This is a genomic window from Vibrio ponticus (assembly GCF_009938225.1).
Classification (GTDB): Bacteria; Pseudomonadota; Gammaproteobacteria; order Enterobacterales; family Vibrionaceae; genus Vibrio; species Vibrio ponticus.
Genome location: NZ_AP019657.1, coordinates 1,339,802 through 1,363,151, shown reverse-complemented (window position 1 = coordinate 1,363,151; position 23,350 = coordinate 1,339,802). Strand labels below are relative to the sequence as shown.

Below are 23,350 nucleotides of genomic sequence, written 5' to 3'. Positions count from 1 at the left end.
GCTTAAATTCAGTGGCTTAAGTGTTAGTGATGTGCTGGAGAAAGTGATTTATGAGTCATTCTCATTTTGAGAATCAAATTACAAAATAAGAAAATGAGCGCAAAAATAGGGATTTAGTCAAGGGGGAATGTCTGAGCAAAAAGTTGCTCAGCCGAGCAAGATCTTGCCCGATTTGAGCAAGATCTTGCCCAGGAAATGAATACTATCAATATAAGTGATTGAATATTATATGTGCCATGTTTGGCATATCTTTTGATTAATTGGCATTGAGTTATTCACATTTAAATTTAAGGATAAAGCCATGCCAACTCCATGTTATATCTCACTAGAAGGTCAAACTCAGGGACTTATTACTGCAGGCGCATGTACTGCTGACTCGATTGGTGATAGCTACGTTGAAGGTCACGAAGATGAGATGCTAGTACAGCAATTTGATCACGTAGTGACAGTGCCTACTGATCCACAGTCGGGTCAACCTTCTGGTCAACGCGTGCATAAGCCGTTCAAATTCACGGTTTCTCTCAACAAAGCTGTACCACTACTTTACAACGCACTGGCATCGGGTGAGAAGCTAAGCAACGTTGAGCTTAAATGGTACCGCACGTCACTCGAAGGTAAACAAGAGAACTTCTTTACCACCCGCCTAGAAAATGCGTCTATCGTCGACATTCAGTGTGAAATGCCACACTGTCAAGACCCAGCAAAGGCGGACTTCACGCAAAACCTCGTGGTATCACTTGCTTACCGTAAGATTACGTGGGATCACGTAAACGCAGGTACATCAGGTTCGGATGACTGGCGTCGTCCTATCGAGGCGTAATCCTCGTCTGAATAATCACGATTTGATGTTCAGTGTAACCAGTGGCAGAGGAAACTCTGGCGCTGGTTTCTGCATGTATACCCAAGTGACTTTAAAAGAGACTACCTCGCATCATGAGGTTACTTGGGTATATGACGGCAAAGAAGGCGCAATGGATGGCTAAGCTAACGTTTACTCTGACTGTGGAAGGATTACCCGAAGAGACCTTTGTGGTTTCGGGTTACCAAGGTAAAGAGTGTTTATCACAATCATCATGGGAGGGTGGCGAACCCTATTTTGGTTTTCGCTATAAAATCGAGCTTGCGAGTCGGCAGTCTAGTATTGCGGCGCAGGACGTAGTGGATAAACCCGCCCACCTGATGATGAGTATCGATGGCGAACCCGTGCAGTATGTTCATGGTATTGTGCGCCAGTTTGCTCAGGGCGAGATTGGTCATCACCACACCTTGTATTCCCTAGTGTTAGTGCCCGCCCTTGAGCGCCTCTCCTTACGCCAGAATAGCCGCATCTTCCAACTCAAAACCGTACCGGAGATCATCTCTATTTTATTGCAAGAGATGTGGATCGAAGACTTCAGCTTTGCCCTTACCGGAACGCCGGCTTCGCGCGAGTTTTGCGTGCAATACCGTGAGACTGATTTAGAGTTTGTACAGAGACTCGCGGCAGAAGAAGGGATCAGTTATTACATTGAGCAAACTGACACGAAACACTCGGTAATTTTTGTCGATGATAGCGATTTGATTGCTAAATACGCCCAGCCTGTGACACACAACAGCATGGCAAGTGGTGTGATGAATGAGCCATATATCTCACACTTTGCGATTGCCCATCAAACCGAGCCTAGTCATTTAGAGCTAAAAGATTACAGCTTTAAAAAGCCCAGTTATGGCTTTGCCCAAACGAAAACGAGTAGTGATTTAAGCTTTCAACACAGCCAATACGAACATTACGACTTTCCCGGGCGTTATAAAGACGACGGTAGCGGTAAAGCCTTTAGCCAATATCGATTAGAGTATTTAAGGCGCGAATCCCATACCGCACACGGTAAGAGTAATCATCCAGCTCTACACGCAGGGGTGAAGTTTGATTTGATTGAGAACTTAGAGCTCACAGCGAACCGAGACTGGTTAGTAGTAGAAGTGAGCCACCAAGGTACGCAGCCACAAGCGCTGGAAGAAGAGGGCGGCAGCGGCGCAACCACCTACAGCAATCAATTCAAAGTGATCCCCGCCGATAAACCATGGCGGGCAGAGCCACAACCGAAACCACAAGTGGATGGTCCAATGATAGCGATTGTTGTAGGTCCTGAAGGTGAAGAAATTTATTGTGACGAGCATGGGCGAGTTAAATTACATTTTCCTTGGGATCGCTACTCCGCCGGTAATGAGCAAAGCTCTTGTTGGGTACGCGTGTCACAAGGTTGGGCTGGCGCGCAATATGGCTTTATGGCGGTGCCGCGTATTGGGCATGAAGTGATTGTATCATTTCTAAATGGCGACCCAGACCAACCTATTATCACAGGGCGTACATACCACGCCACCAATACGCCACCTTATGCTTTGCCAGAGCACAAAACGAAAACGGTGCTGCGCAGTGATACCCACCAAGGCGAAGGATTTAACGAACTGAGCTTTGAAGACCAAGTCAACACAGAGAAAGTCTACCTGCACGCGCAAAAGGACTTTGCGGCCGATATTCTTAATGACCACAGTACCCACATTAAGCGAGACAAACACTTAATTGTTGAAAACGATCGCTTTACTCAAATAGATAACAACCAGCACCTAGTAGTGACTGGCGAAAGCCGCGCAAAAGTCGCCAAAGATCTGACCGAGGTGATAGAAGGCAGTACTCACCAAAAAGTAGGCAAGCTCTACGCTCTTCAATCTGGCAATGAAGTTCATATCAAAAGTGGGGCGAAAACGGTGATTGAAGCAGGCAGTGAAATCACTTTAAAAGTTGGCGGTAACTTTGTCCGTATTGACGCCGGTGGCGTTCATTTCATTGGATCAGTGATTAATCTTAATTCAGGTGGTAGCGCGGGCAGTGGCAGCGGATTTGGTGGACAAATGGCAGCCTTGCCTTTGGGGGTTGAGTCGCCACCAGCACCTATAGTCAACTATTACAAGATTGCACCTAGTGTTTTAGCAAATGCAGAACTTTCGCATGTTCCGGCGGTAAAAGCCTGCCCGTTAAAAGATGAGGGTGAAAAATGAAGAGTTGGTTAGCTCAGCAACAGCACCCTATATATTGGCTGGTATGTGCCAATGACTATTATTCGACCATGGCGAAGAGTTTTTGTCTAGACGGCGCGCGCCCACTTTTTGACGGGGACGCATTTTCTGATGTGATGGAGTTGTCACCATGGTTTGTGCCAATTTCCGCAGACTGTCCTTATAGTGATGAGGAATTGAGTAAGGGATTATTTCTAGTATCGAACTACGATAGTGCGGATGTGTTGGCACATTTGCGCAGTCTATTAATGGCTGGTTTGGAAGGTGAAATGGTTCTATTTCGATACTATGACCCCAAAGTCATTACACCCATGCTTAAGCGAATGAATCAGGAAGATCTCAAAAAATTTCTCGGAAACTTGAGTAGTATTTCATATCAGGAGGAAAACGCCGTAAAGACTATGGTGAATCCGGCTCCGAACCTATGTGAAATCCCACCTGACCCTTGGTGGATGATAAAGCCTGAACACCTCGATGATTCGATGAATCTAGAGCAGCTTGCGTGGCATATTGAAAGACGGCTATGGGCAAAAATCCCGATTTTGATGAACGCACTAGATAATCCAGCGGAAGCGATCAAAAACGCACTGATTTATGCAGATGAGAATAGCTTCAAGGACAGTACCCGAGATTTGTTAGTGCTGGCATCCATCGCGCGAAATAACCCGTCTGATGGTGAAGATATATACAAAGAATTCAGATTATCAAGCACGGAACAACAGCAATTCGAGCGTTTCTTGGGGGAACAGTAGTATGAGTATTATAGGAACAAACAGTAACTGCGCTCCGTGTGAGAAAACTGATCACTGGATTGAGGTTTTAATACGAGATGAGCATAACCAACCGTTTGACAACGTAAAAGGAACATTGATAGACGGGTGCTGCCAAGAATTCTCGATAACGGTTGGTGAGGCGCCGATATTACTGACTGGCTTAGCTGCGGGACGCGTAACCATCAAATTAGACGGTGAACCTTGGACTTCTCAAGCAGAGACAAGAACACCATTTGATGGTGAAGAAGCACCGACTGAAGTGTGGCTAGGAGAAAATCGAGTTGGATATAACGGCACGAGGAGAGAACTACATAAATTGACCTATGGCGATTTTCTTGATGAAGAGAAAAATAAATCGCTACCGACACGACATCAGTTAAAACAATTAGGGGAACCAAAACTAGCAACAGATAAAAGTCATGTTGTGGTTATTCAGGGAGCGAGGTTTATAACGCTTCGTTTGGGAATGTTTTTTGATGGAACGGCAAATAATACATACAGTGCATTATGGGGTAAGCAACGTCTTGATGATAACTATGCTAATTGGAAAGCATCCTATGAAGCTTCAAAAGCATTGGCTGTCGAAAGTGGGAAATCGCCAGATGATCTTTTAGGCGTTGATTTGATAGATAGTTGTTTTGACTTTCCTGATATCGAGAGTAGTGCGACTAATGAGATAACCAATATTCAAAAGCTATATGACTTATATGCGAAAGACACTTTTGACTCGAGTGAATCGGTATTTAATCATGCTGAATATATTACAGGCATTGGTACGGGAAATAGCACAGACATTGCAATGGCGGACGAGAGTGGTCTCAGAGGGTTGGCTCGAGGGGTTGGCGCTTATGGTGTTGAGGAAAAAGTAAACACTGCAATCGGACAAATTTGTAACAAACTTGAAGGGATGGTCGTAAATATGGAAAAAATTCATCCTAAACTGGATGGATTTTGTTCTATAAAGCTTGACGTATTCGGTTTTAGCCGAGGTGCTGCGGCAGCGAGGCATTTTATCAATGTCGTATTAGATGGTAAACAAGGTTATTTTGCTCAACAAATTGAAAATGAAGTTAAAAAACAAGATATCGCGTGGTCTAATAGTTTTAACTGGGACGATTCCAGCTATTGCGAAGTCACTTTTGCTGGTCTGTTTGATACAGTTGCGGCAGTAGCTAATTTCATGGAGGGTGATTTCTCTGTCGATGATGATGATAATGACCCTGTGAGGTTATGGTTGGACCCTACCCGTGTTCGTAACGCTGTTCATTTAGTGGCTAACAAAGCAACAGAGTATCGAAATAATTTTTGCTTGAACAAAATTAACACTGCTGCAAACTTTGAGGAAATAGTCTTACCGGGTGCACACTCCGATTTAGGTGGGGGGTATCACTCACAAATGGCATTCAGTCAGCAGGATTACCTTCTTCCTCTATTAGAAAATAAGTTGATTAAACGGCGAAGTAAAACAACCAAGAAAAAGCGTAAGTCCGAGCATAAAAAGATAAGTGATGTTTTGGTTAAATGGCTAAGTCGCTCTTTAGAAAGAGAGGTTAAACAAGGTTGGTTACGCCAAGATTATATAATACCGAAAGCAAAAGTGACGGAACAGTGGGATACTGGTTATGTCAAGAAAGTCGTTGGTTACAAAATTAGAGTCGAATTATTATACCGTAAAGTGACGCCAGGTGACTTGTCACGTCTTTATTTAAGAGCGATGTATGGTCTTGCGCATAGCTATGGTGTGCCTTTAGAAGAAGAACAGAATGGTCAGAATGTTTGGTTATCAAGAGAAGGTTATTTTGGGAAATATTTTTCGATACCAACAGTACTTAAAAATAGAGTGCTAGGGCAAGATTATGAATTTGGCAGTTTATGTCACTCTGTTCTCGAAGTTGCAAAATCAGGAAATACTGAGAAATTAAAAGAAATATTATGTACGGATAAACAAAGACAGATTTTTATGGATTTGGGGCTAATTCATCACTCATCTGATGAGAGTGAAGCTTTAGGAGGTGTCCGACCAAATAAACCAAATGAAGGGCCAGGTATTTATGAGCGTAAAGAATATGAAACGAAGAAAAATAGTTAAAGCTCTATCATATGCTGGGTTGCTATCTGCAGGTTTTTTGGTGGTTTTTTTTTCAAATTCCTCCCAGCCAAAATACATCGAGGATGAGAGATTTAGACCATGGCGCATTGGTGCTGCCATTTCCTACCATTTTCCAGCATTCGTTTATGAGGCATATGGTGTAAATTACAGTGAAGATTGGACAAGTTTAATGCTTAGTTATACGAGCTTAACCGCAGGCTCTAGGTTAAACTTGGACAAGATGCGACGTTATTCCACAGAAGAGTATGAAGGTTTTACGTTACCGTTGCATCCACTAATCAATTATACACCAAGTCAGTTAGGGCTAGGCACTAAAACATTACCTGATGAGATCTATATTTATTGGGAGGTTACGAATAGTTATATTAAATATGCTACTTTAGTGGAAGTGACTGATGAAATTAAAGCTGCTATGACAAGAGCATATCCTCATCCTAGCTGGCGTTTTAAAGGGCAAAATTGTTATCAAACGGATTTTTTATTTGGACTATTACCGGATGGTCGCGCGAAATTGTGGTTAAGAGGTTGTGATATTTATACCTATATAGGTACCTATCAGCCTTCAAAATCTATGCCAACTCCTTATACGAAAAAAGCAGAAAACAAGTCTATTCCATGGGATAAAGTAGATAAAGTTTGGTACGACAAAAAAAGGGATAAAATGCAAACTCTTGCTGATGTAACTGAGGAATTAGCTCAAGAGCGCGCTGCTCAATAGTACAAACCTTCAAGTGGTTGTATGGGTTTATAATATCATTCACGAATCAAAATAGCCTCTAAATAGGATAGATTAACAAAGGACTAATTACATGCCATCAGCAGCAAGACTGGGTGATATCGCCTCAGCACACGGATGTTTTCCACCTACACCTATCGTTGCCGGTAGCGGAAATGTGTTCATTAATGGTAAGCCAGCAGCAAGACTAGGTGATGCAGGTGCGCCACACGGTTGCCCTTGCCCAAAAACACCGCATGGTTTTCACGGACGTGCAATAGCTGCAGGTTCAGGAACCGTGTTCATTAACGGTATTCCAGCTGCGAGAGTAGGCGACGCCATCTGTTGTGGTGGAGTTGTCGCCACCGGTTCTGGGGATGTGAATATTGGGGGATAGCAGTAGAAGTTTCCCGTACCGCAATCAGAATCTAAAACACCAGAATTGTTCCATCCGGATAGTTTGTTATTTGGTGATGAAACACTTAATAAACAGATAGTTAAGGAATAATTATTGTGAGTATAGTGCTTAAACTTACTCTTGCTTTTGTGGCAAGTGTGCTAGTTTTTTTTCTTACTGTCATATTTGTCCTTAATCCATTAATGAAATGGCAAACAGAGAATAAACCGCCAGTAGGTGCATCTGATAACGATCATTTTATTCGGGTTCAAGGTCTTAAGCCTATTGATGCTCAAGTTACAGCAACCGCGATTTTTTACGGTGGTGGAGAAGAGTGTCGTTCATTTTTTTGGAGTGCTTCTGATGGTAAAAAAAGGCAGGGTGCAAAAGCTGTATTTAAAATTGAGCATGATTTCTCGCCAGTTCCAGATCGTTATGAACTGAGGATACCTTATAAAAACTACCAAGCATCTGGGTGTGACATGACTTTATGGCAGATCAATGTCGGCGCTAAAAATGCTGTTGATGAGGTGGGGTTCGCTGATCTAAGAATCTCTCCGCCAAGATTGGAGTTGGATAATGTAATGGCGTTAAACTCGAAATTAGAAGCTAAAAAATGTGAGCCATATTATTCTGAAAAGTATGATCGATGGACTAATGGTTTTGGTTGCTACTTTTACTTTAACGGAAAGAAAGTATCTAAAGAAGCTGAATTTAATAGAGAAAGTATATATTTTGATTTCTATCAGTTTAATGATGAAACCATAATAAATTATGATATTTTACCGGGAGATCTTTATCTCAGCGTCCCTTTATAACCCAAGATAGGTGTTATTCTTTATAGGCACATCTGGAGTCACGGTGAAGTAATCAAGCCAAATGAGCATGTACGATTCTATCTTTGCTTTACCAACTCATTTTGCCAAATTGACAACATATCTTCACCCCAAAGGTAGAAAGTCATTTGCAGACTTTTATATTCCTTCCGTTGACAAACTTTAATGGCGATCTCAGCGGCTTCGTGTGGAGGATAACCATAGACTCCGCATGAAATAGCGGGCAGAGCGACCGTAATACAATTATTTTGTAGGGCAAGATTCAGCGCCTGTTGATAGGCGGATTCCAAAACCGCTTTAGGATCAGAAAAGTTCGCATAAATGGGACCCACAGCGTGAATCACATATCGAGCTTTAAGGTTACCAGCAGGTGTTATTCTGGCATCACCATATCCGCATCGTTTGCCATTTAATTCCTCGATCGCAAAACAAGCTTTTAGCAGCTCACTTCCAGCTGCGCGATGAATTGCGCCATCAACACCACCGCCTCCGAGAAGTCGAGGATTGGCAGCATTAACTATAGCATCGACGTTAGCTGTGGTGATGTCCTGACTGACAATATAGATATTCGACATAGCAGAGATACAAGTAGGGCGATGCTTATATCTTAGCCGACTTGGGGAGTATTAAAACAGTTAGAAATAGTGTTAATGGTCAAAGCTAATCAGTTAGGTTCATATTAACGGGCTATCCATAGTGAATAGATTCTCACCAGTGTGGAAGAGGGGCGTTGTGTCAGGTTACAGGGCTTGCGATTAAGTTAATGAATTATCAGGGTTTATGTAATTACATCAAATGTAATTCGATTGTAATTCTTGATTTGACGTATTATCCGCGCCCCTTAATTCACCTATACGCTTGCAAGTTTAATCAACCTTTGTGTATTAAATGTAGCATTCGCATCGTGTGGCATTGTTTGTTCGGTGATTCTTTTAGAACCGCCAGAAACTCGAACTCGGATAAATTTAATGAAAAAAGCTATTGCTCTAACTGCTCTCATGTTAGCCGTATCTTCGAATGTCTTTGCACAAGAAAACAAAGACAAACGTGGTTTTGGAATCTCTATTGGTTACTCATCTTTTGTTTCTGGTGATCTTGACGAGCTTGATGGTGCTCCGTTTACGATTGGCGGCAATTATACGCTAAAGAATGGCGTGTTAATTGGTTTCGATTTCACTCCAAATCTTATTGATGACTCGGACTCAATTTACATTCTAGGTGAAAATATTCGCGGAGATATCGAAACATCTCTGTTCACGCCATATATTGGTCTAGAGCTTGAAAATGGCTTGCGAGTTATGGGTGGTGTTGCTTTTGCTAACAGTGAAGCAACGTTATCTTCAAATCATAATTCAGTTTCTGAAGATGAAACAACTGCAGGGTTAATGGCAGGCTTAGGTTATGTCGCAAACAATGGTTTGACTGTGGGTGGGAAATTATCATTTGTCGATGTGGGCGGCTTTGATGGTGTCGTAAGTTCGGTGTCAATTGGTTATAAGTTTTAACTATCTAATGAATACCTTTCATGGATGAAAGGGTCTAATAGAACTTCTTATTTGGATGTTGAGAAAATTCTACTTTAGGTCAAGCAATGAAAAAATTTGTTATTGCACTTTCATTAGTGTCAATGATGTTTGTCTCTGGTTGTTCATTCATCAACTCGACGATTGACGATGATTTAGTTGTATCGTGTGATGCGACAAACCCAGTTATTACCATTAATGGTCAGCGTTATCGTCAGGAGCTAATAAGTGTTTCTGTAGATAAAGGCGAAAAAGTTGCTGTTTCTTGCCGAGCAGATGGTTATTACACAGCACATAAAAACATCGATACTGAATTGAGTACAACAGGTGCATTGGATATTGTTGGCGGCTTCTTTTTCTTATTTCCGTGGTTAGGACTGCTGTCTGATGGCGCGTGGACGATTGAAGACGACGAGGTTTATATGAGCTTAGAGCATCGTCCCCAAGTTCAACAGTATGTGGCACCAATACAGCCATCTCAACCAACATCAATCATTATTAATAATCACGCTAGTAAGCAATAAATAGTTTTAGATAAGACATCGACTCGCATGTTCTATCGCTCAGGTCATCTATATGAAAAAATCACTTCTTACACTTTCTTTGTCATCGATTCTTTTGGCTTCGGGATGCAGCACTATTATTAATGGCGACTCCCAAAGGATGATCGTTTCGGCAGAGCCTTATGGTGCATCAATTGTTCTGAAAAATGATAAAGGATTTGTACTTGCAGAAGCTACAGGCTCGATGAATCACAAGTTAAAAAAAGGTGACGGGTATTTTGATGGTGCTGATTATTCGCTAGAGGTATCTCATATTGGTTATGAGACCCAAACAATCAACCTTAATTCAACGTTAGACGGCTGGTACGTTGCAGGTAATTTTTTGTTCGGTGGTTTAATTGGTTGGTTAATCGTCGATCCAGCAACTGGTGCCATGTGGGTGATTGAGGCTGATCAAGGACATGATGCAGAAAATATTCGCGTAACTCTGCGTCAAGACGCGACGGCTGAAATGATGGAACAAGCGGTTTCGGTACAACCTATCAAAGTCGAAATTAACAACTATCAGTAACTCTAATTCGGCACCATTGGCTCGGTTAACGATTTAAGTTAAGGAAGCTAATGCTCTTATACCCGCTATATGCGGGTTTTTTACATCGTATAAAAGCCACCTCATACTTCGGTAGTCTGCAGTCCACTCGTGTAGCATAATAGGATTATTGTCGGCAAAGCATGGATAGCAGCGCGATGGCTAAAGAATATGACACAAAGGAACAGCATCAGAAGAGCATACGTATTTTGTTCAGGCTTGGTGTTTTTATCAAACCATACAAGCTAAGAGTTGTCGCAGCACTCATTGCGCTGATATTTACCGCAGGACTCACGCTGACAGTCGGACATGGTGTCCGGATTTTAATTGATCAGGGCTTTGCACAGCAATCAGCACAGCAACTTAGTCAAGCAATCCAGTTTATTTTGCTCATCACCATTTTAATCGCATGTGGTACTTTTTTCCGTTTCTATCTTGTCTCTTCTGTGGGGGAACGGGTTAGTGCAGATATTCGTTTAGCTGTGTTCAATCACGTTATTCGACTTCATCCTAGTTATTTCGAAACTAATGGCAGTGGTGAGATTATGTCACGTATCACTACGGATACGACATTACTGCAAAGTATTATTGGCTCTTCCTTCTCAATGGCAATGCGTAGTGCACTAATGTGCGTTGGTGCCACGATCATGTTATTTGCTACCAACATTAAACTGACCCTAATAGTCCTTATTGCTGTGCCGTTTATTTTAGTGCCAATCTTATTTTATGGTCGCAAGGTAAGAGTGCTATCGCGAAAAAGCCAGGACTCCATGGCGACAGTGGGTAGCTATGCGGGTGAGGCGATTGAGCATATAAAAACAGTTCAAAGTTACTCGCGAGAAGCCGAAGAGTACTTGGCTTTTTCAAAAGAAGTCGAAAAAGCCTATGAGATTGGTCGCCAGCGAGTAAAACAGCGGGCTATTTTGATCTCGGGTGTGATTGCAATTGTATTTAGTGCGATATCGGGAATGCTCTGGGTCGGTGGAAGCGATGTATTAAGTGGTGCGATGTCGGCAGGGGACCTCGGTGCTTTTGTTTTTTATGCGATTATGGTGGCATCGTCGATCGCAACGATTTCTGAAGTTATGGGAGAGTTACAGCGAGCTGCGGGTGCGACGGAACGTCTAGTTGAAATTCTTGCGGTAGAAAATCATATATTTGCTCCAGAAGAAAAAATGCCCTTGGAGCGGATTCCAGCACAAGTTGCTTTTAGTAACGTTACTTTTGCTTACTCATCCCGACCAACGCAACCGGCAATCGAACAGCTTAATTTAATTGCTCAAGAAGGTAAGGTGCTGGCTTTAGTCGGACCTTCAGGAGCAGGTAAGACAACCTTATTTGAGCTACTTCAGCGTTTTTATGATCCTCAAAAAGGACAAATTACCCTAGGCGGAACAGACATTCGCTTGTTTGAACCTTCAGAACTTCGCCACACAATGGCGCTAGTGCCACAACAACCAGCGTTATTTAGTAACGATGTCTACCACAACATTCGATATGGCAGCATGGAGGCGACCGATGAACAAGTGATTGCGGCAGCGAAAAGTGCTCATGCTCATGATTTTATAATGAAACTGCCGCAAGGCTATCACAGTTATCTGGGAGAGCGGGGCGTACGCTTATCTGGTGGACAGAGGCAGCGTATTGCAATAGCGAGAGCAATTTTGAAAGATCCCAGTATTTTACTTTTGGATGAAGCCACAAGTGCACTGGATAGTGAAAGTGAGCATCACGTGCAACAAGCTCTCGAAGAGTTGATGCGAGGAAGAACAACCATCATCATCGCTCATAGACTTTCTACCATTCAACATGCCGATCAAATTGCGGTATTGGATCAAGGTTGTTTGGTTGAAGTGGGAACACACAGTGAACTGATAGCAAAGAGCCAGCTTTATAAACGATTGGTTGATTTACAGTTTAAGCAATTACAGTGAAACGAAAATCAATGGGAAGCTATCTTTAGCGCAGATACAACAAAGCCCGCGAAAGCGGGCTTTGTTGTTTGTTCCGAAGAACTAATTTGGTGGGTCTAGGCGAACTCGAATCGCCGACCCCTACCATGTCAAGGTAGTACTCTAACCAACTGAGCTATAGACCCAAATTTTTTGTTCTCGATAAATCTAGCCAAGCTAGAAGGGATGGTGGGTCCGACCAGATTCGAACTGGTGACCCCTACCATGTCAAGGTAGTACTCTAACCAACTGAGCTACGGACCCATACCTTGAGAACGAGATGGATATTACCCAGAGTTTATGGCGGGTGCAAGGGTAAATTCTTGTTTTTTTAATCGTTTGCTGAGGTTATGTACTGTTTGTTTGAATTTTATTCTGCAATGGCTATTAAACGTGCAGGCTATCACATTTGTATGTCTCGTGGTTGCGCTTCAATAAAAACTCTGCGTCCCTCAATTGGTTTGGTAAACACCGCCATGCTTTAGAACACGAGTCATAGTTGAGTTTTACCTTGGTATTACTTGCAGGACGCTATCGACAAATCGGCTTCGAACTTGCCAACTGTCACTAAATACGAGGTCTGCTGAGCGTTTTGGTTCGTATACTGCCGCTTGGAGTGCTTCGCTCATCTCATGGGCACTCTGTACTAAGTTAACGTATTTTGAAAATCGCCCGATGTTGTAGCGGTCAGTCGTAATGATCGGAGCGCCGACAGCAAGATACTCTAACAGTGTTTGCTGCGCAGCTGCTGAATAGCAACCAGTCGATGCAAGCGGTAAGATGCTTGCTTGCCAGTGTTGGCTATAGCTTGGCAAAAGTCTGTGCTGTTTTGGTCCTAAATAGTACACGTTGTTCAATCGGGGTAATGGGTAATGAGGTAGCTTGTTTGCGCCCAGAACAGCAAAATTCCAATCTGGACGGCTAAGCGCAGTCAAAAAAAGTAAACGGAAGTCAATATGCGTGTCTAGGTCGGCATAGAACCCGGCGGTTGGCTTTCCATTGTTTGGTAAATCTACCGCTTTTGGCGCGGGTGTACAAAACAGTTTCAGGTCGACGCCTTGTTGCAGTAAAAATGTCTTTTTTGCAGGAAACTGCGCACACAAATTTTCGTTTGCGGCGAAAACAACATCGCTGCAGTTGACCAGAAGTTGCTCTTGCAAAAACGCAATGTGAGCATGTTGTACACTCTGGAATGTTTCTTCTTTATCACATAGATACACGAGTGAAGTTCGATCAAACTGGTCGAGAAGATCCGCGACTATTCGCTCTGAAGTCCATAAAACGGGTCTACTAATTTGGTGAGCGTATAAAATGGGCATCAAAGCATCGAGAATGATCTGCTTAGCTCGTTCGCGCTTGTTCTGGGTATCGGTAACAGGCACGTCCGCTATATTTAAGTAAATGTTTTCGCCTCGTCCAGCATGCAAAAGAGCGGGACATTGATGCTTCGGAAATACATGCTTACCACTCCGCTGGGTATAATCGAGATTAACCCAGATCACGCGCTTGAAATTATCCAGGCATTGAACAATCTCGACCGAATTGTTTGGTTTCGATTGCTTGTAACTGGTAAAAACAATCAGGTCTCGCATTTACACTCCCCCAAGTAGTACCGCAAGGGGAGAAAAACTATAGCCCATTGACGACTGTGGCTGAGTTTTTATGCTTCTTCTGGCTTGTTTGCAGCGAACAATTACGCATCCTTGTCGATCTAAATCATATGGGGATGTTGTTAATAGTCTTAATTTTGGTCGACGTTTGTAAACAAGGGTGTTGTGGTTAATTCTTACCGCAGCTTGTGATGACATAGCTCCTCCCGCGACTAACCTTATGAAACTGTTTATCTTCCATAAAGCCTTTTCATAATCTGTGCCATAAAATTAATCTATATTAATCAGTCTATTAATCGCTTGTTGATTAGGTCTGAAGTATCAATTCTCAAAATGAGAATGAAATTTGAAGCGTCGCTTGACCGCAATTTTGTGAGTCACTCCAATACAGTTTCATACTCGTTCTCAACTTGATTGCGCTAAGTTGATAGCTCTCATCAGTTCCATCAAGCAGAAATATTGGGGGGGCAGAATGCTATTTAAACTAACGGCAATTGCGAGTAGTTTGATGTTCGCATCAAGTGCAGCCGCAAGTGAAACTATCACTCAGACCGAGATGTTACCTGTGTTACTTGCGCAAACTTATCAACAAGGAATCGATGTCACGCATTACTGGCAAAGTGAGAAGCTAGACGGGATTAGAGCCATTTGGGATGGTACTAAGCTTAAAACACGTAAAGGGCGAGTGATTAATGCACCGAATTGGTTTGTTCGCTATCTTCCGGAGTTTGCAGTAGAAGGTGAGTTATGGGCAGGTAGAGGTAACTTTCACCTTGTTCAGCAGACCGTTTTAGACAAGCAACCTAATGATGAAGCATGGGGAGCGATTGACTTTATGCTTTTCGATTTGCCTCATGCTGCCGGCGACTATGTGAAACGCTATGCTAATTTAATCTATCTAGTGAATAAGCTTAATAAGCCACATATCAAATATGTTGAGCATCATCCAATAGGATCGGAAATCGAACTGCTGGCGCACCTCGATGATGTTTATGATGGTGACGGCGAAGGGATAATGTTGCGTAAAATCACCAGCCACTATCAGGCGGGGCGAAGCTCAGATCTGCTTAAACTGAAGCGCCACCAAGATGATGAGGCGCGAGTGATCGGCTATAAAGTGGGGACAGGTAAGTATAAAGGGATGCTTGGAGCACTATTGGTGGAATGGGATAGTGGCAAGCAGTTCTATATAGGAACTGGGTTTACCGATCAACAGAGAAAACATCCACCTTCTATAGGGGCAATCATCACTTTTCGCTATAACGGTTTAACAAGTGGCGATTTACCAAGATTTGCGCGTTTTATTCGAGAGCGACCAGACTAGCGTTAACGGCTAACTTTCACTCCGCATCGTTCGAACAATCCTTGCCAGTATTTTACGTGCGAGAGTGTTGCCTGACGAAAATCAGCATGAGTTTTGCGTATTGGGTAAGTGTAAGTTGGGTGGCTATTTTCAAGAAGCGTTACGTAAGGCTCTAATTTAAAGTAGTGAGCATCGATTCGCGCTAAATAAGGTTGAATCTGTTCAACGTAAACATGATTAAATACATTATTCAGATAGCGAAAGCGGGTCGTATCCCGCCCTGATTGGCAAATGATTTTGTGGTCGTGTTGATGTAACTGTTGTGTGATGACGCTGAGCTTGTCGATAGCGTTGCGCATTGAAAACCACAATTCTCCCATTAAATTATTTTTTTCTAATATTTCCTGATAGGACGCAAGGTCTAACTCTTTGACGGAGTTTTCTGGCTGGTAAGCGAGATACAGCGTGTGAAAGCTGCGTAGTAATTCGCTGTTGGTAATTTGATTATCCATTGCCAACCAAGTGCTGCTGGTCAATTGAGCGCGCATTGCGTCACTGGTGAAGAGCAGATTACCAAAATAGCTGGGTAATTGAGTCTGTTTTTTCGAGTAGATGCTGCTTAGCGTTTGTTTTAACTCTACAGATATTCGCTCATTGGTTAGGCATTGTTGCAATCCCGCAAACAAGGCAAGTTGGAAATCGAATTCACGAAACTGATCCTGAACTTTACCGAGTACCGAGTTTCGCTCTGCGATGATGCTGAACAGCCCACATTTGCGCAATTCATAGCTATCCAGGAGTCCAATTGTTACTGGTTCGATTGCTAAAGTAAGTTCGCTTTTATCTGGCAGTTGAGTCGTTTGAGTCATTGGAAGGGGAAGGGCTTGTTCGTCTTGAACATTGGCAATCCGACCCATGTAGTCATCAAACATACTATCAACAGGATGTTGGTTTAGGTCGCATCCACCGAGTGCTAAACATAACAGCAGTAAGTAATATCTCATATTAAACCAGGTTTGGATTGTTCATCCTCTTGAAAGTTATAATTAAGTATACGCAACGGGTACAAAAAAGGTCAGCAGTGCTGACCTTTTAAAAATGTTATCTTAGAAAAAACTATCGCTCTAATGAACTAAGCTGATATTCAGCTGGTTGTTTGTGCATCCAGCTTAAACGTGCGCACAGCATGATTGCCGCAGCGGTTAGACCGGTTAGAAAACCGTACCAAAAGCCGTGCACACCGAGTGGTTCAACAATCCAATCAGTCATACCTAAGATATAGCCACTTGGTAAACCAATAATCCAATAAGCAATGAATGTACGTTTGAAAATCGCCGCCATATCTTTATAGCCACGCAGAGCGGCTGCACCAACTACTTGTAGAGCGTCTGTACATTGGTAAATTGCAGCTAACAGCAGCAGCTGTAGTGCTATATTGATTACTTCAACATTATCAGTGTAAAGCTCCGCAATATGCTGGCGCATCACAATGGTAAATACTGCTGTCATCAGCGCCATACCCAGAGCCACAAACAATCCAACGCGAGAGGCAACACGCGCTTTATCCACATCATGCTCACCCAATCGGTAGCCAACGCGGATACTAGTAGCAACACCAATACTCATTGGTAACATAAATACCAACGATGAGAAGTTAATTGCAATTTGGTGAGCGGCAACAATCATTGGTCCAAGTGGTGCGATTAATAGTGCGACTACTGCAAATAGCGTTACTTCAAAAAACAGGGCTGCCGCAACAGGGAAACCAAGCTTAAATAGGCGAACTTGGGCTTTCAACTCAGGTTTATGGAAGGTTGCAAATAGCTTCACGTAAGCCACGCGTTTAGCCGTTAGTACATAGAGCAGCATCATGCTAAACATCAGCCAATAGACGATAGCGGTGGCTACGCCACAGCCGACACCACCGAGTGCAGGTGCGCCAAACTTGCCGTAAACGAAGATCCAGTTAAGTGGAATGTTACATAGTAAGCCAATGAAGCCGATAAACATCGCTGGCTTCGTTAACGACAATCCGTCAGTAAAGCAGCGCAATGCTTGAAACAGTAAATATGCTGGTACGGCAAACATTACAGCGTTCATGTAACCGATGGTTTTATTGCCCATGGTTGGTTCAACATCCATCATTTGTAGGATGTACTGAGTCTGGAAAAATACCCCAATGATTGGTACTGAAATCATCAGTGCCATACAGATGCCTTGTTGCACCTCATAAGGGATGTTTTGATATTTGCCCGAGCCATTTAGTTGAGCAACGACAGGAACAAGTGCCATCAGCAAGCCGACACCGAAGAGAATAGATGGCAGCCAAATGCTTGATGCGATAGAAACCGCTGCCATATCGGTTGCGCTTACGCCACCCGCCATAACAGTATCAACAAAGCTCATGCCCGTTTGCGCGACGGACGCGATCAACACGGGGGTTGCCAACTTAATTAAAGTATTGGTTTCTTGTTTGTAACGATGCACGAAAAGGAACTCCAAAAAGGGAAAAGTACAACTATTTCTTTCATCAGTAGGAGCGAAAGACAGCGCATTATACAGAAACTATTCGAATCGTCTTTTATTTTGAGCTAGTTTAAGCGTAGTTAAGTATATAACGAGATATAAACAAGAGGAGTGACCATGTTTACTGGGATTGTAGCGGGCATGGCGAGAGTCGTTGCCATTGATAAAAAACAGAACTTTCAAACACATGTAGTCGAGCTAGAAGGCGCGCTTGGTGAAAACCTAGCGATTGGCGCTTCGGTTGCTCATAACGGTTGTTGCTTAACTGTGACTCAGATTGAGGGTAATAGAATTAGCTTCGATTTGATGCAAGAAACACTTCGTTTGACTAACTTGGGTAGTTTGGCAGAAGGCGATTTGGTTAATATTGAACGCGCCGCAAAATTTGGTGATGAAATTGGTGGTCACAGCATGTCTGGTCACATTGCGCTAATGGCAAAGGTCGATCAAGTGATTACTACTGACAACAATCGTACCATTTGGTTTGAGCTACCAGAATCAGCAATGAAGTATGTTCTAGCGAAAGGCTACATCGGGTTAGACGGATGCTCGTTAACGATTGGTGAGGTGAAAGGGAATCAATTTAACGTGCACTTAATTCCCGAGACATTACAACGTACTCTATTTGGTCAGCGCAAGGAAGGCGATCTCATCAACGTTGAGTTTGATCCTCAGACACAAGCCATTGTTGATACCGTTGAGCGAGTCCTAGCAGCCAAAAACCTCGCTTAAGCCAAGCTGCCACAGAACACTAACACGAATAAAAAAGAGCGTTTCAACGCTCTTTTACCCGCCAGAACAAACTAAAAAATTTGTTCGTCATCTGCATCTATTGTTAACTCAATGGTATCCATCTGTTCGTTAACCACCATATTAAAGTGTATGGCGTTACAACATGCAGGACAGTCATCGTAAAAATTTTGATCACCATTGGACGCGTCGAGGGTAATGCCAATGGAGTGCCCACAATGAGGGCAAGAAACCATTTTATCCTTGAAATTGCGCATAGACTTTCACCTCGTTTACCACTTAGTGTGACGGTCGAAGATTAACGTCACTTAAGTAAATATTAGGTTTATAAGTTACTAATGGTTGTGAATTAAGTGCAAAGTTTGATTACACGCCAAATTTCAACCAGAAAGAGCGCAACAGCAGGAAAAATCAATGTCTGCTGTCGCATTACCAAGTTGAAATTGTCTTTTAAGCTTTTGTAATCACAGGCTTATTGTAAGCAATCATTAATAGGCTTGTATGCGGTCTATCAATTGCTGAGCTTCGTCTAAGTAGTGCCCGCCAAACAGATTATAGTGGTTTAGAATATGGTAAAGGTTGTAGATATGTTTACGATCGCTATAGCCCAAATCCAGTGGTGCGATACTTTCGTACCCTTGGTAAAACTCCGGCTGAAAACCACCAAACAGTTCTGTCATTGCAATATCACACTCTCGGTCGCCCCAATAGCAAGATGGATCGTAACAGATAGGACCAAACGCGGTATTCGCGACGTTACCATGCCATAAATCGCCATGTAGCAGCGAGGGACGTGGCTGATGGGAGTTGAGCAGATCTTGGATCAAGTGAGTAAAGTCGGTAATGTCCACCAGCGTGACACCTTTCTCTTTGATCAACTGTAACTGCCAGCCGATGCGTTGCTCGGCAAAAAAGCGTGCCCATCTTCTGTCCCAATGGTTGGGTTGAATGGTATTACCGATAAAGTTGTCTTGGTCAAAACCAAACTCTTTCTGTTCACCCCACTGGTGCAGTTCTGCTAACTGACGTCCAAAAGTATAACTGGCATCCGCGCTTTCGAGTGGTTTGGTAGGCAGGTAGTTGAGGATCAGAAATGAGTTATGCTTTGAATGACCAATATCGACCAATTCAGGGACATAAACTGTGCGTGTTTCGCGTAGCGTGCGGATGTTGTCTGCTTCAATTTCAAAGTTGGGCAAAAAGTCGCGGCTGTTGAGTTTGACAAAATAACGTTGCTCTCCGTCACTAATCATGTAGCTTTCGCTTATATCGCCACCGGTTAGTTTGACTTTTTCTTGGATAACGAAAGAGAACATGAGTGTCTCTGACAATTGCTCTGATATCGCTTGCCACATAAACCAACTCCTTGCTTTGCCCATCGCTTGTTTCATTGTAGGAGATAGAACGGCTTAATTCCGACTCATACAGCAAAGAATTCAATCATTTGTCATTATTTAGTGGCTAAAATGCTAATTTTGTGACGCTTATCGTCGCTGAGTTGTGGTGATTAATTTCGACGAATAATGGTTAAAGTTGAGTCATTTGATCACTTACAACGAAATGCATTCCTATCCCTCGATAGAGATCGAATTGATTGTTAATCAAATTGTCGACCGGACGACAATAATCATGACTTTCGCGTGTAACTGTTGTTATTCGCTAGTTAGATACTTTAGTATAGGTGGTGTTAATAACACATTTGATTTTTGGAGAGAAAATGGTTGTTGAGACAGAGGGATACTTGGCTCTAATCGAGTATCTAGCATCCAATCTCGATGTTTTTTCTAACGAGGACGGCGATACAGGGGATGAGAGTATCGAAGATGTTGTCACTGATATGATTGCATCAAACATCATGGCGATATTCGAACAAAACCCTGAAATGCATTCTAGCGTCCGTTTCAAACTGCTCAAAGAAGCAGATTCTGTAGTCGCCGATTTAGGCGAAGTGCTTGCTGGAGTATGGGGACGACACGCAACAAATGAACAAATCGCATTTCTTGATGAATACGTCGCCTTGGTAAAAAATTTGTTCGATACTGCTGTGGCAAAATACGACTAATTGATATTGACTCTACTAAAGGCGAGCATCGACTCGCCTAATTTGCCAAAATACGCCCGCCCAGTAGGGATTATCCACCCTTGAAATGATCACCCCTTTAGATGTTGATGCATGCAAGAATTGCTTATTGCCTAAGTAAATACCGACATGTCGTGTGGTTCGAGATGTTTTAAAGAAAAACAGATCGCCGACAAGCGCATCTTCATAATCCACCTCATAACCTAGCTTAGATTGTTGCGCCGTCGTTCGAGGCAGATTCAACATTGCAGCCTCTTGATAGGCAAGTTGCACCAGCGCTGAACAGTCTATGCCATTTAATGAGGTGCCGCCTAAACGGTATGGAACACCTTGCCAAGTATGGTAAAACCCCAAAAATGCGCGGCGTTGATTCTGCTCTACGTTGGAGAGGGGCTTAATATAGTTGCTGTCAGTTACAGAGGGTGAACTGCTGCAAGCACTCAGTCCAAGCATCAACACTATCGGCATTACGCTTTTACAGCAGAATGCGACAACTTCCTTATGATTCATATCTTTGTTAGGGCGGATTGTTTTATTCAAAGACTATGCAACTTAGAAAAGCGGTGCAAGTAATACCTTTAAGGTTTTCAACATTGAACAAATAAAACTGAGTTTAGTTAAGAACCAGCATAGCGGAGCAAGGTTCCACTATGCTGGTTGAAGGGTATCGGTTGCGAGCAGGAATTTAACCGTAGGCGACGCTCGGGAACCAAAGAACTAACTGTGGCCACATTACTAATGCAATGAGAGCCACTAATTGAATGATAATAAATGGAATGACACCGCGATAAATATCTTTCAGCGCGACGCCGTCAGGGCAAACACCTTTGAGATAAAACAGCGCAAAGCCGACCGGAGGGGTTAGGAAGCTAGTTTGCAGCGCCATCGCGACTAACATAACAAACCAAACTAGGCTTGGGTTATCTACCACGCCATGACCATCCAACTCAATTCCTAAACTCGCGATAACCGGAGCTAATAGCGGTAATGCAATGAGTGTGATCTCAATCCAATCAAGGAAGAAACCGAGTAAGAAGACGATCAGCAAAATAAACGCAATGATGCCGTAAGGACCAAACGGTAAACCACTCAAGAATGACTCAATCAGTTCATCACCACCGAGTTCACGAAGTACTAGGGCAAAACACGAAGCGCCCAAGAAAATCATAAAGATATAGGCAGTAGTGCCGTAAGATGCAAGCAACACTTCTTTAAGTACTTTTAGGTTGAGTTTGCGGTTATAAGCCGCGAGTAACGTTGCGCCTAAAGCACCAATACCCGACGCTTCCGTTGGCGTTGCAATACCTGCAAAAATCGACCCTAACACACAGAAAATCAGAATGACGGTTGGCGTAATGTCTTTGAATACTTGCAGGATCAAACTCCAATCGACAGGCTCAACATTCTCTGGCACGGGTGCTTTGTCTGGATTCATTTTTCCCACGACCAAGATATAGCCAATGTACAAGCTACCGAGTAACAAACCAGGCATGATTGCCCCCATAAAGAGGTCACCGACAGAAAGTCCAAGTTGATCAGCCATGATCACCAGCATAATCGATGGCGGCAGCAGAATACCCAAAGTGCCGGCGGATGCGACCGTGCCAAGCGCAAGTGGTAGGTGGTAGCCTTGACGCATCATGCTAGGCAATGACATTACGGTCAGTAGTACTACTGAGGCGCCGATAATCCCCGTTGATGCGGCGAGAATAATCCCAATCGCCATCACCGTGATCGCCAAGCCACCATGTACTTTGCCAAACAGTGCTTGCATTGAAGACATCAGCTTTTCAGCAATGCCTGACTTGTCTAGCATATTGCCCATAAATATGAACATTGGCAGGGCAACCAAGATCCAGTTGTCCATGATTTTAAAAATACGGTTTACCACTAAACCAAGACTGGTGTAATCAAGTCCAGTAAAGGTGTCAAGATAGATATCGGCATAGTAACCAACCGCGGCAAACACGACCCCAATACCGCCAAGTACGTAAGCAACTGGAATTCCGGTAAACAGTAACAGGATAAATGAGCCAAACATGGCAATTACGATCCACTCATTCGCTTCCATGCGCAGCTCCTTTAATAATGGTGTCGATGTTCTTAAGTAGCGTGGCTACCATGGCACATAGCAGCATCACAAAGCTTAAAGGGATCACGCTTTTAATCAGCCAACGATAGGGCAAACCTGATGGTGACGCGGAGCTTTCGTTAACACGCCAAGATTCATAAGCGAAATCATAGGAGTGCAGAATGACAACAATCACAAAAGGCATGGCTAAAAACAATAAACCAAATGAATCAACGATGGCTTTTTTACGCGCGGAGAATTTTTGAAACAGAATGTCGACGCGCACATGTAAATTCGTTACTTGCGCATAAGCAGTACCAAACATCACGGCGGTTGCGTAGAGGTGCCACTGCAACTCTTCTAGGGCAATCTGACCATTAGAAAATACTTTTCGTAATACGACTTGGATAATGATCACCGCGACTAAAGCGAGGTTGGTCCATGCAAGAACTTTACTTGCGGATTCAATCGCTTTCTCTATATGCGTATAGAACGGCGTCGTGGGGGTGGAATATAAAACCTTACTCATTGGCAACTCCTTACTGCCAATGGTCAATG

At 43.1% G+C, this 23,350-nt stretch carries 24 protein-coding genes and 2 tRNA genes; 15 read left to right on the top strand and 11 right to left on the bottom strand.

Annotation, left to right across the window (positions count from 1 at the left end; translation table 11 throughout):
* Positions 1-301 precede the first annotated feature (301 nt).
* From GZN30_RS06005 to GZN30_RS05970, 8 genes are all read left to right on the top strand, one after another.
* On the top strand, positions 302-820 hold the full coding sequence (locus GZN30_RS06005) for an Hcp family type VI secretion system effector (RefSeq protein WP_075649535.1): 519 nt from the start codon (positions 302-304) through the stop codon (positions 818-820).
* A 25-nt stretch (positions 821-845) separates the two neighbouring features.
* The gene (locus tag GZN30_RS06000) at positions 846-983 is read left to right on the top strand and encodes a hypothetical protein (RefSeq protein ID WP_161987035.1); all 138 of its coding nucleotides are present in this window, start codon (positions 846-848) and stop codon (positions 981-983) included.
* On the top strand, positions 976-3,036 hold the full coding sequence (locus GZN30_RS05995) for a type VI secretion system Vgr family protein (RefSeq protein ID WP_161987034.1): 2,061 nt from the start codon (positions 976-978) through the stop codon (positions 3,034-3,036). Before GZN30_RS06000 ends, GZN30_RS05995 begins: the two co-directional genes overlap by 8 nt.
* Entirely contained in the window at positions 3,033-3,806 is a 774-nt protein-coding gene (locus tag GZN30_RS05990) for a DUF4123 domain-containing protein (protein WP_075647887.1), read from the top strand. Before GZN30_RS05995 ends, GZN30_RS05990 begins: the two co-directional genes overlap by 4 nt.
* Position 3,807: 1 nt before the next feature.
* Positions 3,808-5,916, top strand: a complete 2,109-nt coding sequence (locus GZN30_RS05985) for a phospholipase effector Tle1 domain-containing protein (RefSeq protein WP_075647888.1) — start codon at positions 3,808-3,810, stop codon at positions 5,914-5,916.
* Positions 5,894-6,655, top strand: a complete 762-nt coding sequence (locus tag GZN30_RS05980; protein WP_161987033.1) for a DUF2931 family protein — start codon at positions 5,894-5,896, stop codon at positions 6,653-6,655. The genes GZN30_RS05985 and GZN30_RS05980 overlap by 23 nt, the downstream gene beginning before the upstream one ends.
* 91 nt (positions 6,656-6,746) lie before the next feature.
* Positions 6,747-7,049, top strand: coding sequence for a type VI secretion system PAAR protein (locus GZN30_RS05975; protein WP_075647890.1), 303 nt, complete (start codon positions 6,747-6,749; stop codon positions 7,047-7,049).
* Positions 7,050-7,165: 116 nt separating this feature from the next.
* Positions 7,166-7,867, top strand: coding sequence for a hypothetical protein (locus GZN30_RS05970; RefSeq protein WP_075647891.1), 702 nt, complete (start codon positions 7,166-7,168; stop codon positions 7,865-7,867).
* A 77-nt stretch (positions 7,868-7,944) separates the two neighbouring features.
* On the opposite strand, the gene GZN30_RS05965 is transcribed toward GZN30_RS05970, so the two are convergent.
* The gene (locus GZN30_RS05965; RefSeq protein WP_075647892.1) at positions 7,945-8,460 is read right to left on the bottom strand and encodes a macro domain-containing protein; all 516 of its coding nucleotides are present in this window, start codon (positions 8,458-8,460) and stop codon (positions 7,945-7,947) included.
* Between the two features lie 393 nt (positions 8,461-8,853).
* On the opposite strand from GZN30_RS05965, the gene GZN30_RS05960 reads away from it, so the two are divergent.
* The 4 genes from GZN30_RS05960 (at position 8,854) to GZN30_RS05945 (ending at position 12,434) form a co-directional block, all read left to right on the top strand.
* Complete coding sequence (locus GZN30_RS05960; RefSeq protein WP_075647893.1) at positions 8,854-9,390, top strand: outer membrane beta-barrel protein; 537 nt, start codon at positions 8,854-8,856, stop codon at positions 9,388-9,390.
* Between the two features lie 86 nt (positions 9,391-9,476).
* Complete coding sequence (locus tag GZN30_RS05955; protein ID WP_075647894.1) at positions 9,477-9,932, top strand: hypothetical protein; 456 nt, start codon at positions 9,477-9,479, stop codon at positions 9,930-9,932.
* Between the two features lie 52 nt (positions 9,933-9,984).
* Positions 9,985-10,482 (top strand): hypothetical protein, encoded by a 498-nt coding sequence (locus tag GZN30_RS05950; protein ID WP_075647895.1) that lies wholly within the window; start codon positions 9,985-9,987, stop codon positions 10,480-10,482.
* Positions 10,483-10,658: 176 nt separating this feature from the next.
* Positions 10,659-12,434, top strand: coding sequence for an ABC transporter transmembrane domain-containing protein (locus GZN30_RS05945; protein ID WP_232060463.1), 1,776 nt, complete (start codon positions 10,659-10,661; stop codon positions 12,432-12,434).
* Between the two features lie 87 nt (positions 12,435-12,521).
* On the opposite strand, the gene GZN30_RS05940 is transcribed toward GZN30_RS05945, so the two are convergent.
* From GZN30_RS05940 to GZN30_RS05930, 3 genes are all read right to left on the bottom strand, one after another.
* Positions 12,522-12,598, bottom strand: a tRNA-Val gene (locus GZN30_RS05940).
* A 41-nt stretch (positions 12,599-12,639) separates the two neighbouring features.
* Positions 12,640-12,716 (bottom strand) — tRNA-Val (locus GZN30_RS05935).
* 242 nt (positions 12,717-12,958) lie between these two features.
* Positions 12,959-14,044, bottom strand: coding sequence for a glycosyltransferase family protein (locus GZN30_RS05930; RefSeq protein WP_075647897.1), 1,086 nt, complete (start codon positions 14,042-14,044; stop codon positions 12,959-12,961).
* A gap of 490 nt (positions 14,045-14,534) precedes the next feature.
* Here GZN30_RS05930 and GZN30_RS05925 point away from each other — a divergent pair, with 490 nt between their 5' ends.
* On the top strand, positions 14,535-15,386 hold the full coding sequence (locus GZN30_RS05925) for a DNA ligase (protein ID WP_075647898.1): 852 nt from the start codon (positions 14,535-14,537) through the stop codon (positions 15,384-15,386).
* Positions 15,387-15,388: 2 nt separating this feature from the next.
* Here GZN30_RS05925 and GZN30_RS05920 read toward each other — a convergent pair whose 3' ends face one another.
* Both GZN30_RS05920 and GZN30_RS05915 read right to left on the bottom strand, forming a co-directional pair.
* Positions 15,389-16,369 carry a DUF3080 domain-containing protein gene (locus GZN30_RS05920; RefSeq protein ID WP_075647899.1) on the bottom strand — a complete coding sequence of 327 codons (981 nt, stop codon included), beginning with the start codon at positions 16,367-16,369 and terminating at the stop codon, positions 15,389-15,391.
* A gap of 112 nt (positions 16,370-16,481) precedes the next feature.
* The gene (locus GZN30_RS05915; RefSeq protein WP_075647900.1) at positions 16,482-17,852 is read right to left on the bottom strand and encodes an MATE family efflux transporter; all 1,371 of its coding nucleotides are present in this window, start codon (positions 17,850-17,852) and stop codon (positions 16,482-16,484) included.
* A gap of 156 nt (positions 17,853-18,008) precedes the next feature.
* Between GZN30_RS05915 and GZN30_RS05910 the strand changes: the two genes are divergently transcribed.
* Entirely contained in the window at positions 18,009-18,623 is a 615-nt protein-coding gene (locus GZN30_RS05910) for a riboflavin synthase subunit alpha (RefSeq protein ID WP_075647901.1), read from the top strand.
* Positions 18,624-18,694: 71 nt separating this feature from the next.
* Here GZN30_RS05910 and GZN30_RS05905 read toward each other — a convergent pair whose 3' ends face one another.
* Both GZN30_RS05905 and GZN30_RS05900 read right to left on the bottom strand, forming a co-directional pair.
* Entirely contained in the window at positions 18,695-18,898 is a 204-nt protein-coding gene (locus GZN30_RS05905; protein ID WP_075647902.1) for a CPXCG motif-containing cysteine-rich protein, read from the bottom strand.
* A 231-nt stretch (positions 18,899-19,129) separates the two neighbouring features.
* Positions 19,130-19,996, bottom strand: a complete 867-nt coding sequence (locus GZN30_RS05900) for a fructosamine kinase family protein (RefSeq protein ID WP_075647903.1) — start codon at positions 19,994-19,996, stop codon at positions 19,130-19,132.
* A gap of 362 nt (positions 19,997-20,358) precedes the next feature.
* On the opposite strand from GZN30_RS05900, the gene GZN30_RS05895 reads away from it, so the two are divergent.
* Entirely contained in the window at positions 20,359-20,703 is a 345-nt protein-coding gene (locus tag GZN30_RS05895; RefSeq protein ID WP_075647904.1) for a DUF3802 family protein, read from the top strand.
* 15 nt (positions 20,704-20,718) lie between these two features.
* On the opposite strand, the gene GZN30_RS05890 is transcribed toward GZN30_RS05895, so the two are convergent.
* The 3 genes from GZN30_RS05890 to GZN30_RS05880 form a co-directional block, all read right to left on the bottom strand.
* Entirely contained in the window at positions 20,719-21,231 is a 513-nt protein-coding gene (locus GZN30_RS05890; RefSeq protein ID WP_075647905.1) for a C40 family peptidase, read from the bottom strand.
* A 175-nt stretch (positions 21,232-21,406) separates the two neighbouring features.
* On the bottom strand, positions 21,407-22,792 hold the full coding sequence (locus tag GZN30_RS05885) for a TRAP transporter large permease (protein ID WP_075647906.1): 1,386 nt from the start codon (positions 22,790-22,792) through the stop codon (positions 21,407-21,409).
* The gene (locus tag GZN30_RS05880) at positions 22,779-23,321 is read right to left on the bottom strand and encodes a TRAP transporter small permease subunit (protein ID WP_075647907.1); all 543 of its coding nucleotides are present in this window, start codon (positions 23,319-23,321) and stop codon (positions 22,779-22,781) included. The genes GZN30_RS05885 and GZN30_RS05880 overlap by 14 nt, the downstream gene beginning before the upstream one ends.
* Between the last annotated feature and the right edge of the window lie 29 nt (positions 23,322-23,350).